This window comes from Marinobacter panjinensis (assembly GCF_005298175.1).
GTDB classification, from domain to species: domain Bacteria; phylum Pseudomonadota; class Gammaproteobacteria; order Pseudomonadales; family Oleiphilaceae; genus Marinobacter; species Marinobacter panjinensis.
In genome coordinates, this window is the sequence record NZ_SZYH01000002.1 from 578,621 (window position 1) to 595,094 (window position 16,474).

Sequence of the window (16,474 nt, forward strand, 5' to 3'; positions counted from 1 at the left end):
TGGCCTGCTGTCGGATGTCTAGGTGCAAAAAGATGCGCAACGGATTATTCCAGAAATAATTCCCTCCCTGGTCCCCAGCGGCTTTCAAGAGGGCCATCAGAAAGCGCTTTCAGGCGCACAAAATACCGCCTTCCGGGAATCAGGCGCAAGGCCGCCGTGGTATCCGAGAGCGTAGCCTCTTTGATGATGTTGTTGAATCGGGGTTCTTCAGACAGCTGCAGGCGATACTCGGCAGCGGTATCCACCTTCTGCCAGAACACCCGCACCTGGCTGTCCACATAGTTCACGCTGATGATGCGTACCGGCGGCAGCGTGCCGTTAACCACCAAGGTACGGGGCTCGCTGGTGGCAACGGAATTGCCGCCGGCTTCAGTAACCACGCGCCAGTAATATTGCCCCGGCGAGAGCGGGCGTGATGGCAGTGCGCTCTGGTCTGGCGCCCACTCGCTGGTGGCTACGAGGTTGCCAAAGTCCTTGTCTGCCGCAATTTCAACCCGCGCCACTTCGTTCTCGCCATGGACCTGCCAGCGGAATTCCGGCATGTCATCGTTCACCGTGGCACCGGGTTGTGGCTGCTCCAGGGTAGCTGTGCGCGCCTGCAAATCCACCTCTACGCTCAGGATACCTGGCATGCCGGCAATGCCACGGCTGTCCAGCGCGGCCAGGTGAATGTCGTAGTTGCCGTTGTCCAGCAGGTCAATATTGAAACTGTCGCCGTTCACCCGACGGCTATCCATCCAGCGGCCGGATTCGGCATCGAAGATGTCCAACCGATGTGCACTGGCGCCATTGGGCTGCCAGCTCAACTGCGCCGGCAACTGTTTCAGTTGGGGCGGCAGCGGATTGATGGCCGGTGCGGGCGGGAGTTGGCGGATACTCATACCACCGACGCCCACCGTGGAAACGCTGGCGCTATAGCCGGCAGGAATGCGACGGGTTTTGCCGGGCGGGCCAAATGAGACTTCCCCTTCGGTGACCCGCAGATCCGTCTTGCCGGGTGAGGTTCTCAGGGTAAACATGGTGCCCCTGACAGCGGCTACGGCAGAGGGTGTTTCGATCTCGAAGCGGGAGCCGCCTTCAATCACCGGTTTGACCTGGGTTTCGATTTCACCACGGTCCAGGCGCAGCCGGGTGTCCACCATACCGGATTTGCCGTACTGGGTGAGCCTGTTGAACGCCAGACGTGAATTCGGGGAAATTCTCACTACCGAGCCGTCGGCCAGTTCCACGGTGGCAGTGCCGGAGTGGGAGAGTATTTCATCACCAACCCGCACCAGCATGTCGCTGGTCAGGGGGCGCTTGCGGCTATCGCTGCCGGAAATCAGCTGTACCTGGCCGGCAACAGAGCGCACGCGTGCCGGGTCGGGCTGGCGCTGGAGCCAGGCCAGCGGTATGCGCAGACTGTCGCCACTGCCGACCGTGGCCGCGTTGTCGATGCCGTTGTGCTGAAGCAGCCGGTTTGCCGGTACATTTCGTGCGAGCAGGATGTCGACGATTTCGTCAAAGCTTTCGCCCGGCCGTACGGTATAGACCCATTCAGGAACCGGAGTGGATTCAGCCATGTTGTTACCCGGTTGCGAACCACGGGTAACGGACAGCTCAGCCTGCGCAGGAAGCGCGAACCATAGGCTGCTCAGCAGCAACGTAAACTGAGCCAGAGTGCGGGTGGAGCGTTGAATCATTTCAGGCCTGTTCCGTAACAACTGCGTGTGCATCCGGGCCGGTGGCCTTCATGGCTTCGAGGCGATAGCCCCGCTGGTAGATAGTCTTGATCCGGAACCCGTTCTCCGGGTTAAGGCCAAGCCTGCGCCGCAGACGACTCATATGAGTGTCCACGGTGCGGGTGTTGATATCCCGGGCCAGTCCCCACACGCGCTCAAGAAGCATTTCCCGGGTCAGTAGCCGGCCCTGGTTCTGGAACAGGAACAGGGTCAGGTCGAAATCTTTGTCGGTCAGGGTCAATACGTCTCCGTGAAGCGAAATGGTCCGCAGCTGGGTGTTGATTTCAAACGGGCCGTAGACCAGCACTTCTTTCTCGTTATCCGGGTTGGTGCGGCGGGCCAGGGCGTTGATGCGTGCCACCAGTTCCGCTTCCCGCGCAGGCTTGCAGAGGTAGTCGTCAGCGCCGGCGTCCAGTGCCCGCACGATATCGGTTTCGCTGTCGCGCTGGGTCAGGAATACCACCGGTATCTGCCAGTTAAGCTGTGCACGTACGTGTTCCAGAACGTCTATGCCGGTCATGTCGGGGATCTGCCAGTCCATCACCAGCAGGTCATAGCTGCGGTGAAGTACGGCGCTCAGAAACGACTGGCCGGAGGGAAAGCTGTCACAGTGATGGCCGCGTTCAGACAGAATGGACTGAATGTGCTGTGCCTGTTCGTGTTCGTCTTCAAGCAAAGCGATACGCATTACACGTCTCCCGACATTAAAAAAAGCACTGTGAAGCTGAGGGCCCCGAATACACGCGGGGATAGAAATTATTGAATACCGCGTCACATTATTACAAATTCGCAATTCGGCTTCAGTGTCGTTATGTAGTGTTGCGTAAACGGAGCGCAGGCTTGCCGTTGTCGTCGTCCACTGTTTGTCGGCAGCCAGGGAAATTACTGCACCCCCAGAACCAGCCATTTTTGCCTTTTCTGCGAACCAGTGGTGAAAAACAGTGCGGACAGGGCACCGGCTTGTCGCTGGTGCCGTCTTGCGGGCTCTGATCTTCAATCTGCCGGGTGCCCTTGCAGTCCGGAAAACGTACGCAAGCATAGAAGGTGCCGAATTTGCCCTCTCGTTGGCGCATGGGGGAGCGGCATTTCGGGCAGTGGGGTTGCCCTTCGGTGGGCGCAGTGCTTTTTGCCTCAGGGCTCGGGGTGTTAATGAAGCCCCGAATCTGATCCTTGAGGTCTTTGATAAACTGGTTCGGGTTACCTTCGCCCCGGCGGATGCTCTCCAGGGTGGCTTCCCAGATTGCCGTCGTGTCCGGTTTACTGATGGATTCCGGCAGGGAATCGATCAGCGCCTTGCCCTTGGGTGTCGAGCGGATATGGCGCTTGTCCCGGTACAGGTAGTCGCGGCGGAACAGGGTATCGATAATGGCCGCCCGCGTTGCTTCCGTGCCCAGGCCATCGGTTTCACGCAGGGTTTTGCGCAGCTCCGGGTCGCTGACAAAGCGGGCGATGTTGGTCATGGCCGACAGCAGGGTGGCGTCGGTGAAATATTGCGGCGGCTGCGTTTTACGCTCGGCGATCTCTACCGAGTCACACAGAATCGGGTCGCCTTTTTCCAGCCGGGGAAGGGGCGGTTTGGCAACTTCCTGCCGGCTTTCCCGTTGGCGGATTTCCAGGCCTTTCCAGCCCGGCTGCAATATCGCGGTTTCAGTAGCCCTGAAGGCGTGCTCGCCAATCTGGATGGCCAGTCTGCCTTCCCGGTGGACGGCATCGGCGCTGAACTGCATCAGGTAATAACGGCTGATCAGCTCGTAGATTTTCTGTTCCGCTTCGCTCAGTCGCCCGGAGGGAGCCTGCCTGGCGGTAGGGATAATGGCGTGGTGAGCATCCACCTTTTTATCGTTCCAGGCTTCGGTGCGGCGGTTAAGGTCTGCTGCCTCGCAGGCCGGTGCCAGTTCGCCCGCAACTTTCCCGATCGCCTTTATGACGTTCTGGCGCTGATCAAAGTGCCCCTCCGGCAGATAGCGGCAATCGGAACGGGGATAGGTGATCAACTGGTGGCGTTCGTAAAGGTTCTGGGCGGTATCAAGGACGTCTTTCGCACCCATGCGGAACAGCCGGCCGGCCTCAATCTGCAGGGCGGAAAGTGAGAGCGGCAGAGGCGAGGCTTCGTTGCGATCCCGGAAGCGGGATTCTGTAACCTTGCCCGGCCGTCCCTCAACGGCGGTGGCAATCTGCCTGGCTACGTCGCCATCCAGCAGGCGGTCTTCTTCATCCAGGTATCCCCGGTAGTGCTCCGAAGGCTGCCATCGTGCGCCGAAACTCTGCTGGTCGGCCTCTTCGTCCACTCCATGGCAGTGCGCCTGAATCCGGAAGAAGGGCTTGGGCTGAAAATTTTCGATGGTGTTGTCACGCGCCACCACCAGCCCCAGCACCGGTGTTTGTACCCGCCCTACAGAATAGACACCCTGTTCGCCCTGCTGTTGATAAGAGAGGGTGTAGAAGCGCGTGAGGTTGATGCCGTACAGCCAGTCTGCGCGCTGGCGCGCCAGTGCGGAGTGGGACAGGCGGCGGAATTCACGGTTGTCTTTAGGCGCATCGATGGCTTTTGCCACGGCCGCCGGAGTCAGGTCGTTGATCAGGATCCGTTGCACCGGGCAAGTGGCGCCGGCATAACGAATCACTTCGTCCACCAGCAACTGGCCTTCCCGGTCCGGGTCGCCGGCGTGGATAATGGTTTCTGCCTTGCGGATCAGCGACTCCAGCACTTGCAGTTGCTGGCGCACGGTGTCCTTGGGCGTTACCTCCCAGCGTTCGGGGAACAGGGGCAGGTCTTCCTGGCGCCATTTCTTCCAGCGGGGGTCGTACTGGGCGGGTTCTGCCGGCTCCAGCAGGTGGCCAATGCACCAGCTGACGGTGCAGGCACTGCTTCCTTCGCCACAACGGATCCAGCCGTTGCCCTTTTGATGGGGGGCAGGGAGGGCGGCAGCGATAGCCCGGCCCAGGCTTGGTTTTTCGGCAATATAAAGGCGCATAAGTCGGAAGCAATTGTCAGGTGGGGACGGAAGATGGCGCTTTGCCCCGATCCTGTCAAGGTAACACAGCGCTACGTGTAGTAGACTGTTCCATAACACATTCAATCAGGAGCAGGCCTGTTTATGTCTTTACAACAAGCCATTGAGCAAAAGCTCTCAAACGCGTTCGCCAGCCACCACCTCATGGTTGAAAACGAGAGCCACAAACATAACGTGCCACCCAATTCGGAAACCCACTTCAAGGTGACTCTTGTGGCCCCGGAGTTCGAGGGGCAGGGCAAGGTGAAGCGGCACCAGTCAGTCTACCGTGTGCTGGCTGAAGAAATGGCCGGTGGTGTTCACGCGCTGGCGCTTCATGTCTATTCACCAAAGGAGTGGGAAGCGTCTGGCCAGCCAGCACCCGAATCCCCCAACTGCATGGGTGGGTCGAAGAATGATCCGGCGTTTTCATCCGGGGGTGGCCAATGAGCCAGTTTTTCCAGATACACCCGGTAACGCCGCAAAAACGCCTGATTAACCAGGCCGTGGATATTCTGCGCCGGGGTGGGGTGATCGTGTACCCCACGGACTCGGCCTATGCCATTGGCTGTCAGTTGGATGACAAGCAGGCGGCGGACCGAATCAAGCGCATCCGCAAGCTGGACGACAAGCACAACTTCACGCTGATGTGCCGTGATCTTTCGGATATTGGTGTATTTGCGAAAGTCGACAACACCCACTTCCGTTTGCTCAAGACGTTTACCCCGGGGCCCTATACCTTCATTCTGGACGCCACCAGTGAAGTGCCACGTCGACTGTTGCACCCCAAGCGCAAAACCATTGGCATGCGGGTGCCAGACAACGCCATCGTCCAGGCGCTGCTGGAAGCGCTTGGTGAGCCCATCATGAGCAGCACGTTGATACTGCCGGGCGAAGAGGATCCGATGACCGATCCGGAAGAGATTCGGGATGTCCTCGAGCACGAACTGGATCTGATTATCGATGGCGGTTTTTGTGGGCTTGAGGCGACCACGGTGGTCAACATGACAGGCCCGGCGCCGGAAGTGACCCGCGTTGGTAAAGGTGACCCTGAGCCTTTCCGGATTTAACCGGTTCAGGCCCGCGTATTCAGGCTGAGGGCGAAGTCCTTGCGGTCTGGATAGCTGGCCGTCTGGTCGGTATTGATGGTACGGCGCATGCTGTCATAGCGGTGCGCCAGATCCTGCAGGCCGTTGAACTGCTGGTTGTCGCTGACCAGGGTGTCCAGCAGTGAGTTGTTCACACCATAGGCCTTGTTCAGCTTCAGTGCGTTGTCGACAAAGTGCAGGGTCGGCTCGCTGGCGCTGAGGCGACTGAAGGCTTCGCGAAACGGCTTGCTGTTGTTCAGGTCCTGTTCGATCCGGCTGCGGGTCTGTTCCGGTATCCCGCCGCCCAGGCTGATGTTGCCCCCTTCGTTTTTTGACACTTCCACACTGGTCGCCGGGTTGAGCTTGTACTCGGCAAGTTTGTGCCGCAGCGTTTCCCGCATGTAGGCAAGATCCTGCCCGACGGTCTGCTTGTATTCCGCCATCGACAGTTTGGTGGCCTTGGGGCGGGCTGTATCGAAACCCGCCCGCTCAGACATGGTGAAACGATCATCAGTGGCAGACGCCGGAGCCTCAGACGCCGCAGGCTTTGCCGCAGCATTGCCCGGTGCTGACGGCGGACGCTTTTCCATGGCTTGCTGGAAATGGGTACTGGCTTTGATCAGCGATGTAAGCAGCGACATGGCACTTTTGCCCTCCCATGGTCACTGAGGAAATTTTGACGGTTCTCTGTGCTTAAGCACAAAGTGGGCCAGCAGCAAAAAGGGCACCCGGTGGGTGCCCTTGCTCTGAGGAAGTGGAGTAGCCGGCTCAGCGGCCGTTCCATACGTCATCACCGGATTCGATCAGGTCACCGTTGGTTTCAAAGCAGGCGTCGACAGCCGCGGTGGGGCGGGCATCGGTGAACCAGATGACCTGATTGCCGGCATCGCCCATCCGGTTGATGATGCGCTGAGGGGCCAAGAAGGACTGGTGGCTGTTGTGCATGTCCAACACTTCCTCCAGGTAATGCCGCCAGTCGATGACCGGCGTGTCATCGCCTTCCGGGCTGAGGTTCATGTTCCGTGAACTCCAGGGGTCGAAGGCTGTTTCCAGCCGCCAATTTCAGCGTTCAGCTTGAGGAGCTCGGCCTTGGTAAGGAGCCTGTCTTTCAATGCCTTGAGACCATACTGCACGCCAACGGTGTTAACGCGATGATCTGGTCACTACGAACGCACCACGCAGATCACCTTCGGAAAATCCGGTCGCTTTGTCTTCAGGGTACAACTCTGCCAGTTTGTCCTTCACCTCCGGAGCGATCGATTTGCCGTGACAGCCGAGGCAAAGTTCCTGTGTAGGGATCGCGCTCATGTATCGGAAAGCAGGGTCGCCGGCGGCTTCGGATACCTGCCAGACCTCGACCGGCTTGCCGTTTTTGACGGGCTGTTTCTCCATCGCATGAAGTTGCATTTCCTGCCAGTCCGTTGGCGCGTTATCCGGATTCCGGACTTTCAGGCTGGTCCGGCTGATGGTCCATTCTTCGTTACTGTTATCGGCGGCAATTTCCGGGGCAATGGTATTGCACACGCCGATCCCGTTGGTGAGACCACCTTCCTTGATGGCAGCCTGCAGCGCCTCTTTCAGGGAGCCACTGAAGGCTTTTACCATCGAGCGTGCCTGGTTAACCATCTCGTCCGTGGGTTCTGCCGGCGGCTGGGCCATGGCGGGCATGGAAAGAATCGAAAACAGAACAGCGGTTGTGATCATCGGTTTGGCCACTGTGTACCTCCCTGGTGAATTTGCGGGTTTGGAATAAGTATATAGCATTATGAAAGCACGTAGATTGAGCCAGGGCAGGAGTGCGACGATTTGACGCTGTGAGTGCGGAGAGTTGACCGGAGTCTCTCTCACAACGGGAAAAGCCCTTGTATAGCTTTGAAAACGAGAGCATCGACGATGTCCTGGCGAAGAAAGTTGTCAGCGCTGCCCGTCATTATCACTAACCCATAGCTCGGGAAAGATTCCATGGCCAGAGCAGCCGGTTCTGGCTATGAGAGTCCTAAAGATCCTCGTTCTCTAACCCCGAAACCCCTTCCTCGAACGTCTTGATGCTGACAGCCTTCCTGTGCATGTCTTGCCAGGGATCATCGCGATGCCCCATCCTCCTGAAGATATTGGCCAGAGTGAAGCGCTGGGGCCCCAGCTCCTGGTTTTCCAGTTCGTCCCACTCCAGGGGCGTGGCTATGGGGGCATGAGGCTTGGCCCGGACTGAGTAGGGGGCCACAGCGGTTTGTCCGAAGGCATTTCGCATGATGTCCAGGTAGAGCCTGCCCCGGCGCTTCTGTTTGCGCTGTTCGGTGGTCAGTTGTTCCGGGTAGGCGTCGGCCAGTGCTTGCGCGAGCGCCCGGGCCAGCGACCGCACCTGCTCGAAGTCTGCCTCCGGCCTTAATGGAGCCACTACATGCAGCCCCCGGGAACCCGTTGTTTTAACAAAGGGGGTCAGGCCGCACTGGCGCATGCCATTTGCCACCAGATGAGCAGCCTGGCGCACCGGCTCAAAGTCGCTCCCGGGCGGGTCAAGATCAAAGATTACCTGATCCGGTGTTTTCAGGTGGTCTGTCCTGCTCAGCCAACTGTGAAAGCTGACCGTACCCTGGTTTACCAGATAGACCAGACTGGCCTGGTGGTTTGCCAGCATGTGCTCGACGTGGCCGGTGCTGCCCCCATGATCCACGTCCAACGCGTCCAGCCAGTCCGGAAAGTAGTCTCCCCGTGACTGCTGGAAAAAGCCTTCTTTGCCAATGCCGTCAGGGAATCGGTTCAGTGTAAGCGGGCGTTGCTGGATATGGGGCAGCATGATGTCGGCGATGCGCTCATGGTATTCCAGGAGCTCGCCCTTTGTAATCCGGGCATCAGGGAAGAAAACCTTGTCAGTATGGGAAAGCTCAACCTGGTAGCCACCGTAGTCCTGCTCAGTCATTCGCTGTCTTCCTCCCTGATGGTCTTCAGGTTTCTGCCGGTCTTTACCGAGTCAGTTTCGGTTGATACCGGATTGCGCCTTGCGTCTGCGGCCTCGTCCTTCATCTTGATCAGCAACCACTGCGGCTTTTTCCCGCCCCGGAAGCGTTTCAGGGCGTAGCCCCCCTGAAGTTTCTCACCTTCGAGCCAGACCTCGATCATGCCGTCCCGGTGGCAGGTGGCCATACCGTCGTCGCGGAGATTCTCGTAGTGGCCTGCGTCCCATACCATGACGGTGCCGGCACCGTATTCTCCTTCCGGGATCACCCCTTCAAAGTCAGCATAGTCCAGCCGATGGTCTTCCACTTCCACAGCAAGACGTTTTTCCGAGGGGTCGGTGGACGGGCCTTTGGGAACAGCCCAGGACTTTAGGACACCGTCCACTTCCAGGCGGAAATCGTAATGCAGCTGACTGGCGTCGTGTTTCTGGATGACAAAGGAACGTTTGCTACCGTGGCCCTGCTTGCTCATGGCTGCCTCCCTTTTCTGATTTCCGGTGGCCTCAGCTCATCTCTTCAAGACAGGTCTCAAGATAGGTCAGGCCTGCTTGATGCCCTTCCTGATAGCCCTGTTCCAGAAGCTCCGGATTCCGTGTTAATCGGCCCACTGCAAACTCGGTGGGCGGAACAATCAAACGGATAGTGCAATCCCCGGGTGGGTTTTCGATAAATGAAAGCGTGGCATTGTACCGCTCGGCACGGCGAAGCGACGCCTCAGCGAGCGCCGGATAGTCCCGGAACAGGCGCTTTGGCACAAATGCGAACTTTGTGGGTTTTTTACGGTATCCGGCAGGGCGTGACAGAACTACGGTAATGTCACGGGCGCCGTCGTCATAGGCCCTGATGACCGGTATGGCATCGGCCACTCCGCCATCCGTCATGGGTTCGCCGTTGATTTCCGGATAATCCCGGTAGGCGATGGGTATGGCGCAGGACGCGGTGAACACGTCGTGCATGTTGTGCTCATCAATCCGGAAATAATGCGCTTTCCCGGTACGGGCGGAGGTCGTCGTAACCCATAATTCGGTTGTCCCCGACAGGTAGTTCTCCAGATTCAACGGCACATCGGCAAACGACTGACTCCAGAGCCAACGGACATCACACAGGTGCCCGCCCCGGGCAAACCGCTTCCAGTCAATGAAATCCGGTTGGCAGGCATGGCCGGTGATGATTTTGCGATTGCGCCCGTGGTCTCCAGCCAGGTAGCCAATCAGATTGGTGGAGCCGGCTGAAACGCCATAGGCTCGCCAGAAGGGCTGGTAGTCGTGCTCAAGGAAGGCGTCGAGAACACCCGCAGCGAATATGCCGCGCATGGCGCCGCCCTCGACCACAAGGGCTTTTGAATTGGCAGAGCGGACGCTCGTCCGGGGTTGAGTCATGGTCTGCGCAGCGCTCCGACTAAAGCAGTTTCTTCAACTGACCGTAATCACCACCGGTACGAAGCACCAGCGTGATGTCCTTATCGTTCCGGTTGCGGAAGAACCAGCCGTGGTTGCCGGTAAATGCCGCTTCCAGCTCGCCTTCGTCTTCCGGGACGCCACGGCCCTTCTCATAGGAGATGGACTGGCCGCTGCCGTCACCATGGGTATCGTAGTTGATGGGACCGCCTTCGGAAACCCATGAGAAGCGGGCAGTGGCGCCTTCCTCCATGGTGAGTTTGAACTCCGTGCCTTCGCCGGGGGTGAGAACAACACGCACCTCATCGTCCCATTCGGGTTCGGCCGCAGGTGTCGGGGCGGGCTCTTCGGCTTCCGCCTCAGCAGTCACGATGGCCTCTGAGACCGGCTCGGCCGGTTTGGAAGCGGGCTCTTCGCCGGAGGATTGCACCGGCGCCATTTGCGCGGCCTCATCGGCGGCGGCTTCTTCGGCAAGCTGTTCCTTGATTTCACCCATCTCCGTCAGACCGAGCAGGCGGCCGGTGCCTGTCGGGTCCAGGGCATACTCGGCGGGCATCACCACGGTGACCAGCAGTACCAGCGCTACAATGGCTGCGATGATGGTCGAGCGAACCAGTTTCGCCGCGCTGGGTAATTCGTTACGTGACGGCACATCGGTGTTGTACATAAAAGGTCTCCAGAATCAGGCAATAAAGTAGCCGGTGAGCTGATAACCGATGAGCAGGAAGCCTGCGCTCATCATGGCCACGTTGGCCGTGTAGGCATGGCGGAAAAAGCCATCGGTTTTACGCCAGAAACTCATGACAATCAGGATCATGGCCAGGGCAATGAGCTGGCCTATCTCCACACCCACGTTGAACGCGAGCAGGTTCGGAAGCAGCCCATCCGGGGAGATGTCGTACTCAATGATCTTGGTGGACAGACCAAAGCCATGGAAAAAACCAAAGATCAGTGTGGCGGCTTTGGTATTGGGCTGAAAGCCGAACCAGCGCTGGTATGCGCCCAGGTTATCCAGGGCCTTGTACACCACCGAGAGACCGATGATGGCGTCAATGAGATAGCTGTTGATGCCGACATTGAAATACACCCCCAGCAGCATGGTGGCGGAATGCCCCAGCGCAAACAGGCTCACGTAGATTGCGATGTGCTGCATCCGGTAGAGGAAGAAGATGACCCCGAGAAGGAACAGAAGGTGGTCATAGCCGGTGACCATGTGTTTGGCCCCCAGATACATGAAGGCAATAAGATTTACGCCGGTGATTTCCTGGATGTATCCCTTGTCACCTTGAGCTACGGCATGGGCCAGTACATCGGCGCTTATCCCCAGCAACCCGAGCGTGAGGAAAATCCAGACGAGAAGGTATCCACGGGCGGCTGTGGGGGTACGCCATTGCCTGTCAAACCGGGGTGACAGCATAACGACTCCTGTAGTTTTCTTTGGAAAAGTGGCAGCGCAACGAGATCACGTGGTCGCAGACGTGGTGGACCGGGATCCAGAATGGTAAATGATCACAGGCGGCAATGACATTGCGATATCGTTAAGCACCAGAGGCGCGGCTTTGGGATTATGCTGAGCCAATCCTTCGAGTCCGGTACCAGGACGCGAAATCCTCCCCGGACATGGGCCGACAGAAAAAGAAGCCCTGTGCCTGCCGGCAACCGCGTGAACGCAGATAGTCTAGGGCTTCGGCCGTTTCTATACCTTCGGCGACAACTTCCAGTTCCAGAGTGTTCCCAAGAGCCAGCATTGAATCTGTAACGGCCCGGCTGCTTGTGTCCTGTTCAAGCTGGAAGATAAACGACTTATCGATTTTGATTTTATCCAACGGCAGGCGTGTCAAGTGTGCCAAGCTGGAATGTCCGGTCCCAAAATCATCCAGCAAGATGGCAATGCCCAAGGCCCTCAGCCGCGTCAGGACAGAGATTGCCTCGTCAAGGTCGTACATTACCGCGGTTTCTGTGAGTTCTAACTGCAACATGGCCGGGTGGATGGCATGCTCTTGGAGGAGTTGTTCGAAGTGACCAATAAAGTCCCGATCACGGAATTCTACAGCCGACACGTTCACTGAAATTGGAATGGCTGCCAGCCCATTGGCAGCCCATGCATGGGATTGGCGGATTGCCTCCTGAAGTACCCAGCGCCCTATGGGATTGATAATACCCGTGGCCTCCGCAATAGGAACGAATAGCTCTGGGCCTATCTCCTCATTACCTAGCCGGAGCAGGGCCTCGACACTAACCACCTCATAGGTATGAATGTCGATTACGGGTTGGTAGAACAGGTGGAAAGCATGATTATGGAGCGCCATTTTCAGCTCCTGTTCAATGCTGTTCTGTCGATTGATTCCGGCGGTAAAGGCTGAAGAATAGAACCGAAAATCGTTACTGCCGCCCTGTTTAGCCTGATACATTGCAGCATCGGCATGGCTCACCAGCGTATCAATGTCTTCGCCATCCCGGGGAAAAATGCTGATTCCAATGGAGGTTGAAACTGACAGCGCCAACTCTTCCACCTGATAAGGTTCGTTGATTTTTCTGATGATATGAAGGGCCAAATCTCCGGCGTCGGCAGGCACGTTGATATCCTGTAACAGAACCACGAACTCGTCGCCGCCCATTCGAACCACCAGGTCTTCGGCGCGTAGGCTGCGGGTAAGCCTGCTGGATATTTCCTTGAGCACCTTATCGCCTATGTCGTGTCCGTGAGTGTCATTAATAGGCTTGAAACGGTCCAGATCAAGAAACAGTACCGCAGCGCACTGCGAGGTTCGCAGATTGTGGGGCAACATATGGGCGGCATATTCGAACAACATGGCCCGGTTCGGCAGACCCGTTAACGGGTCGTGCAATGACGCGTGCCGTATTTCTTCGTCGGCCCGTTTGCGCTCGGTTATATCCCTGAAAAAAACCGCAAGCCCGCCGGCAAGAGCCGGGTAAGCTCTTATTTCCAGCCATCTCTGGTTACCGTCGGGGGTTGCAAGTAATAATTCCATTGTGGCCGGCCTTCCGGTCTCTCTGACCCGGGTATACAACGCTTCAACCTCTGTGCCTTGCTGCTCCGGCCAAACGTCCCAATGGTTTCTACCGATAACCTCAGCAGCGGGTTGTTGGCTGATGCGTTCCGCCTCGGCATTGAAATGGGTCATCGTCCAGTCGGCGGACATTGCGGCAAAGCCTTCGGTCATGCTGTTCAGAATGTATCGGCTGTGGTCCCGTTCCCGGCGAAGCTCCGCCTGCGCACGGGCAGATTCAACAGCAGCCCAGGTCCGGTCTACCACGTCTTCAGCCAGGGCAATTTCCTTTGTGGTCCAGTGATGGACTACCGAGTCATGAACCCCCAGCAGTACCCGCAAGGAGCCGGCTTTCATGACGGGTACCGCCAGAACCGACTTTATACCCCGCTCCAGGTAGGCGTTGGCATAGTCGGCCGAGCGTTCGTCAGCGAGGACATCGCCGAGAACAAACACCTCTCCCGCGCGAATTTGAGCTGCGACCACCGGGCCGAATTCTTCCAGCGGCAACTCGTCCCCAACCATTGAGGCTGCGCCTTTTCTTGTCCATCCGGGCCTCACCGTTACGGTTTCGCCGGACTTTGAAACATCCCCGTAGAATACCCGGGTGACACCCAGAAACTGGCCTAATAATGCCGTGGCGGCAGCAGTAATCTCATCGGGATCAACGAGCGAACGAAGGCTGTCTGTTAATTTCAAACGAAAACTATTCCGCCGCTCGCTTGCTTTCTGGTGGTTCAGAGTATCAGCCAATGCACGGTTGACCCGTTTCAGCTCCTCCTGGGTCAGAACCTGATCGGTGACATCTGTGCCCTCTGCGAAAATGCCGCTGACTTTACCGTCCGGCCCCCAGACGGGTTGATATACAAAGTTAATGATGTGCTCATTAACCGGACCCCCGGGCGTCACCTGTACATCGTACTTTACGTTGTTTGCTCTATAAGAAGTGCCGGTAGCGTATACCTGATCCAGAATATCCACGAAACCCTGTTCAACCACATCCGGCAGTGCTTCTCTGATGGTTTTCCCCAACACTGGTCGATGGCCGATTAACTGCGCATGGCTGGGATTGGCGATCTCGTATCGATGGTCCGGGCCACTCAGAAAAACCATGAAAGCGGAGGCACGGTTGAACATCTGGCTCAGATAATCGGAATTGGTATCGAGCGCAGGCTGGGCGCATATCTGGTCCGTCGCTTCAGTGCAGACAGAAAGAACACCACCAATACCCCGGGGAGCATTGTCGTCCTCAAGTGGAATGAAACTGCAGGTCCAGTAACCGTCTTTTTGCTGGCCGTAGCGGGTAGAGGGGAGGTTATGGTTTAGCTGTTCGACCGGGCCTTTGCCCTTCATGACCTGTTCAACGCCTTTGCCAATGATGGGCCAGGCGCTTTTCCATATCTCTCTTGCTGGCCGACCCAGAGAGTAGGGGGGGTGTTCGGGCCCCAGCGCCTGCCGGAAAGCGTCGTTATAGAGGCACGCCGCGTCCTGACCCCAGAAGATCATTATCGGTTGTTCAATATTAAGCATGAGGCGCACGGCAGTGCGAAGAGATTGCGGCCAATGGTGAGGTGAGCCAAGGGGGCTCTTGCGCCAATCATGTTGGCGTATCAGCGCACCCATCTCGCCCCCACCTGAGAGGAATCCAGGTGCGGAGATTGCGTTCCTGGCTGCTTTATCTGACATAATCTACCAGGGGTTTTGGGAGTCGGCTTTTAAATCAGCTTAGCATATAGATGTCGGGGCAGATGTTTACAAATTGATAATGGAGGGGCGTGCTGGTTTGGAGATCGGTGCGGAAGCGTAACTGGTACCCCCGGCAGGACTCGAACCTGCTACCTTCCCCTTAGGAGGGGGACGCTCTATCCAGATGAGCTACGGGGGCATCTCTGCAAGAAGGGCGGTATGATAGCGGCCTGAAGCCTGCGGCTCAAGGTGTGTTGCGGATTCGTCTTTTATTCCGGGAGGTGTTTTGTCTGAATCGCTTTCGCTGAGCGTCATCGTGCCCGTTTGGTGCGAGGCGTCATCCATTCAGTCTTTTCTGCAGTCCCTGCGGCAGGTGCGCGCCGCGGGGCATGAACTCATTGTGGTGGACGGCGGCAGTGATGATGGCACGGCAGAGCTGGCAGCTCCCTGGAGCGATCAGGTACTGATCGGGGATAAAGGCCGGGCCCTTCAGATGAATACGGGGGCGGATGCGGCGCGAGGCAATGTGTTGCTGTTTTTGCATGCTGACACCTTGTTGCCGGATGCTGCCCTTGAGCACCTTCAGCACTTCTTCACCAGTCAGGAACAGTGGGGGCGTTTTGATGTGCGACTCAGCGGCCAGCGGGCTATTTTCCGTGTGGTGGCCTGGTTCATGAATCGGCGCAGCCGGCTGACCGGCATAGCCACGGGCGATCAGGCGATGTTTGTTCGCACCTCGGTGTTCCGGGCGCTGCAGGGGTTTGCGCCGATTCCGTTGATGGAGGATGTAGAGCTGAGCAAGCGGCTTTGCAGCCTTTCACGGCCTTATTGCATCGGTGATCCGGTCACAACAGACAGTCGGCGGTGGGAGCAGGGCGGCGCCTGGCACACCATTTTTCTGATGTGGAGGCTGCGTTGGCGGTATTGGCGGGGAGAGTCCCCGGAGTCGCTGGCGGCAGCCTATCGGGCGGATGTACGACATGCAGATAGTTGATCCGGATTCGGTTCTGGTCATGCAGTTTGCCAAGTGGCCGGAGGCTGGCCGGGTTAAAACCCGCCTGATGCCGGAGCTTGGCGCGGAAGGAGCTATGAACGCCCATGTGCGGCTCAGCCTTGCCGTGCTTGAGAATCTCGTTGCCAGTGGTTATGACGTCCGGTTTTTGTGGGACCGGCCGCTGGAAACCATTCCTGACGCTGCCTCGCCCATTAATGAACGCCTTGAATACCATGGCGTGGGTTGCGACTGGCAGCAGGGTGATGTTCTGGGCGAGCGCATGACGCGGGCGCTGGACACCGGTCTTCAGAAGGCGAGCAAGGCGGTGATTGTGGGCAGCGATTGCCCGTCGGTGGATGCCGAATATGTCCGCCTGGCGGTTGCCGCGCTGGATGAGGTCGATGTGGTACTGGGGCCGTCGGACGATGGCGGCTATGTATTGATTGGTGCCCGCACAATCGTTCCGGATATGCTGGCCGATGTGGCCTGGGGTACCGAGAACGCACTGGAGCAGACTTGCGATAGGCTCACCCGGGCCGGGCTGACCTTTGCGCTGCTTCCGGAAAAGTGGGATGTGGATGAGCCTGAAGACTGGCGCCGGTTTATCGGCCAGTCTTCAGGCTGAGTTGC

General features: G+C 57.9%; 16 protein-coding genes, 1 tRNA gene and 1 pseudogene. 4 read left to right on the forward strand and 14 right to left on the reverse strand.

Translation table 11 applies throughout. From position 1 onward, the window contains the following. Nucleotides 1-44: 44 nt before the first annotated feature. The 3 genes from FDP08_RS18955 to FDP08_RS18965 all read right to left on the reverse strand — a co-directional run bounded on the left by FDP08_RS18955 (nucleotide 45) and on the right by FDP08_RS18965 (nucleotide 4,696). Nucleotides 45-1,682 (reverse strand): FecR family protein, encoded by a 1,638-nt coding sequence (locus FDP08_RS18955; protein WP_137437835.1) that lies wholly within the window; start codon nucleotides 1,680-1,682, stop codon nucleotides 45-47. Nucleotide 1,683: 1 nt separating this feature from the next. Further along, nucleotides 1,684-2,409 (reverse strand): response regulator transcription factor, encoded by a 726-nt coding sequence (locus tag FDP08_RS18960; RefSeq protein ID WP_137437836.1) that lies wholly within the window; start codon nucleotides 2,407-2,409, stop codon nucleotides 1,684-1,686. A 121-nt stretch (nucleotides 2,410-2,530) separates the two neighbouring features. After that, the gene (locus FDP08_RS18965) at nucleotides 2,531-4,696 is read right to left on the reverse strand and encodes a DNA topoisomerase III (RefSeq protein ID WP_137437837.1); all 2,166 of its coding nucleotides are present in this window, start codon (nucleotides 4,694-4,696) and stop codon (nucleotides 2,531-2,533) included. A gap of 123 nt (nucleotides 4,697-4,819) precedes the next feature. Here FDP08_RS18965 and FDP08_RS18970 point away from each other — a divergent pair, with 123 nt between their 5' ends. Together FDP08_RS18970 and FDP08_RS18975 are read left to right on the forward strand one after the other, a co-directional pair. Beyond that, a complete protein-coding gene (locus tag FDP08_RS18970) occupies nucleotides 4,820-5,164 on the forward strand; it encodes a BolA family protein (RefSeq protein WP_137437838.1) in 345 nt (114 codons plus the stop codon). Then, nucleotides 5,161-5,784 carry an L-threonylcarbamoyladenylate synthase gene (locus FDP08_RS18975; protein WP_137437839.1) on the forward strand — a complete coding sequence of 208 codons (624 nt, stop codon included), beginning with the start codon at nucleotides 5,161-5,163 and terminating at the stop codon, nucleotides 5,782-5,784. Before FDP08_RS18970 ends, FDP08_RS18975 begins: the two co-directional genes overlap by 4 nt. Nucleotides 5,785-5,789: 5 nt before the next feature. Here FDP08_RS18975 and FDP08_RS18980 read toward each other — a convergent pair whose 3' ends face one another. The 11 genes and pseudogenes from FDP08_RS18980 to FDP08_RS19025 form a co-directional block, all read right to left on the reverse strand. Then, nucleotides 5,790-6,443, reverse strand: a complete 654-nt coding sequence (locus FDP08_RS18980) for a hypothetical protein (protein ID WP_137437840.1) — start codon at nucleotides 6,441-6,443, stop codon at nucleotides 5,790-5,792. Nucleotides 6,444-6,570: 127 nt separating this feature from the next. Next, nucleotides 6,571-6,819, reverse strand: a complete 249-nt coding sequence (locus FDP08_RS18985; RefSeq protein WP_137437841.1) for a DUF6351 family protein — start codon at nucleotides 6,817-6,819, stop codon at nucleotides 6,571-6,573. Further along, nucleotides 6,816-6,935, reverse strand: coding sequence for a DUF6351 family protein (locus FDP08_RS20730; protein ID WP_427901859.1), 120 nt, complete (start codon nucleotides 6,933-6,935; stop codon nucleotides 6,816-6,818). The genes FDP08_RS18985 and FDP08_RS20730 overlap by 4 nt, the downstream gene beginning before the upstream one ends. 10 nt (nucleotides 6,936-6,945) lie before the next feature. Continuing rightward, entirely contained in the window at nucleotides 6,946-7,518 is a 573-nt protein-coding gene (locus FDP08_RS18990) for a Tll0287-like domain-containing protein (RefSeq protein WP_137437842.1), read from the reverse strand. A gap of 280 nt (nucleotides 7,519-7,798) precedes the next feature. After that, entirely contained in the window at nucleotides 7,799-8,719 is a 921-nt protein-coding gene (ligD, locus tag FDP08_RS18995) for a non-homologous end-joining DNA ligase (protein WP_137437843.1), read from the reverse strand. An 86-nt stretch (nucleotides 8,720-8,805) separates the two neighbouring features. After that, nucleotides 8,806-9,198, reverse strand: a pseudogene (locus FDP08_RS19000) (DNA polymerase ligase N-terminal domain-containing protein); the annotation flags it as partial. 61 nt (nucleotides 9,199-9,259) lie between these two features. Continuing rightward, nucleotides 9,260-10,135, reverse strand: coding sequence for a patatin-like phospholipase family protein (locus tag FDP08_RS19005; RefSeq protein WP_137437845.1), 876 nt, complete (start codon nucleotides 10,133-10,135; stop codon nucleotides 9,260-9,262). A 19-nt stretch (nucleotides 10,136-10,154) separates the two neighbouring features. Further along, nucleotides 10,155-10,820 (reverse strand): hypothetical protein, encoded by a 666-nt coding sequence (locus FDP08_RS19010; protein WP_137437846.1) that lies wholly within the window; start codon nucleotides 10,818-10,820, stop codon nucleotides 10,155-10,157. A gap of 15 nt (nucleotides 10,821-10,835) precedes the next feature. After that, nucleotides 10,836-11,570: a HupE/UreJ family protein gene (locus tag FDP08_RS19015; protein ID WP_170979100.1), complete on the reverse strand. Its 735-nt coding sequence runs from the start codon at nucleotides 11,568-11,570 to the stop codon at nucleotides 10,836-10,838. A 148-nt stretch (nucleotides 11,571-11,718) separates the two neighbouring features. Beyond that, a complete protein-coding gene (locus tag FDP08_RS19020; RefSeq protein WP_137437847.1) occupies nucleotides 11,719-14,850 on the reverse strand; it encodes a sensor domain-containing protein in 3,132 nt (1,043 codons plus the stop codon). Between the two features lie 122 nt (nucleotides 14,851-14,972). After that, nucleotides 14,973-15,049: transfer RNA gene (locus FDP08_RS19025), tRNA-Arg, on the reverse strand. 87 nt (nucleotides 15,050-15,136) lie between these two features. Here FDP08_RS19025 and FDP08_RS19030 point away from each other — a divergent pair. Next, nucleotides 15,137-15,844: a TIGR04283 family arsenosugar biosynthesis glycosyltransferase gene (locus FDP08_RS19030; protein ID WP_137437848.1), complete on the forward strand. Its 708-nt coding sequence runs from the start codon at nucleotides 15,137-15,139 to the stop codon at nucleotides 15,842-15,844. Beyond that, complete coding sequence (locus FDP08_RS19035) at nucleotides 15,831-16,469, forward strand: TIGR04282 family arsenosugar biosynthesis glycosyltransferase (protein WP_137437849.1); 639 nt, start codon at nucleotides 15,831-15,833, stop codon at nucleotides 16,467-16,469. The genes FDP08_RS19030 and FDP08_RS19035 overlap by 14 nt, the downstream gene beginning before the upstream one ends. The last annotated feature ends 5 nt before the right edge of the window (nucleotides 16,470-16,474 follow it).

Coding starts and splice junctions, on each gene's coding strand:
- FDP08_RS18980 (WP_137437840.1), bottom strand. CDS start 6,443: ATGTCGCTGCTTACATCGCTGATCAAAGCCAGTACCCATTTCCAGCAA.
- FDP08_RS18965 (WP_137437837.1), bottom strand. CDS start 4,696: ATGCGCCTTTATATTGCCGAAAAACCAAGCCTGGGCCGGGCTATCGCT.
- FDP08_RS18970 (WP_137437838.1), top strand. CDS start 4,820: ATGTCTTTACAACAAGCCATTGAGCAAAAGCTCTCAAACGCGTTCGCC.
- FDP08_RS19005 (WP_137437845.1), bottom strand. CDS start 10,135: ATGACTCAACCCCGGACGAGCGTCCGCTCTGCCAATTCAAAAGCCCTT.
- FDP08_RS19015 (WP_170979100.1), bottom strand. CDS start 11,570: ATGCTGTCACCCCGGTTTGACAGGCAATGGCGTACCCCCACAGCCGCC.
- FDP08_RS19035 (WP_137437849.1), top strand. CDS start 15,831: ATGCAGATAGTTGATCCGGATTCGGTTCTGGTCATGCAGTTTGCCAAG.
- FDP08_RS19010 (WP_137437846.1), bottom strand. CDS start 10,820: ATGTACAACACCGATGTGCCGTCACGTAACGAATTACCCAGCGCGGCG.
- FDP08_RS19020 (WP_137437847.1), bottom strand. CDS start 14,850: ATGTCAGATAAAGCAGCCAGGAACGCAATCTCCGCACCTGGATTCCTC.
- FDP08_RS18960 (WP_137437836.1), bottom strand. CDS start 2,409: ATGCGTATCGCTTTGCTTGAAGACGAACACGAACAGGCACAGCACATT.
- FDP08_RS18975 (WP_137437839.1), top strand. CDS start 5,161: ATGAGCCAGTTTTTCCAGATACACCCGGTAACGCCGCAAAAACGCCTG.
- FDP08_RS18985 (WP_137437841.1), bottom strand. CDS start 6,819: ATGAACCTCAGCCCGGAAGGCGATGACACGCCGGTCATCGACTGGCGG.
- ligD (WP_137437843.1), bottom strand. CDS start 8,719: ATGACTGAGCAGGACTACGGTGGCTACCAGGTTGAGCTTTCCCATACT.
- FDP08_RS18955 (WP_137437835.1), bottom strand. CDS start 1,682: ATGATTCAACGCTCCACCCGCACTCTGGCTCAGTTTACGTTGCTGCTG.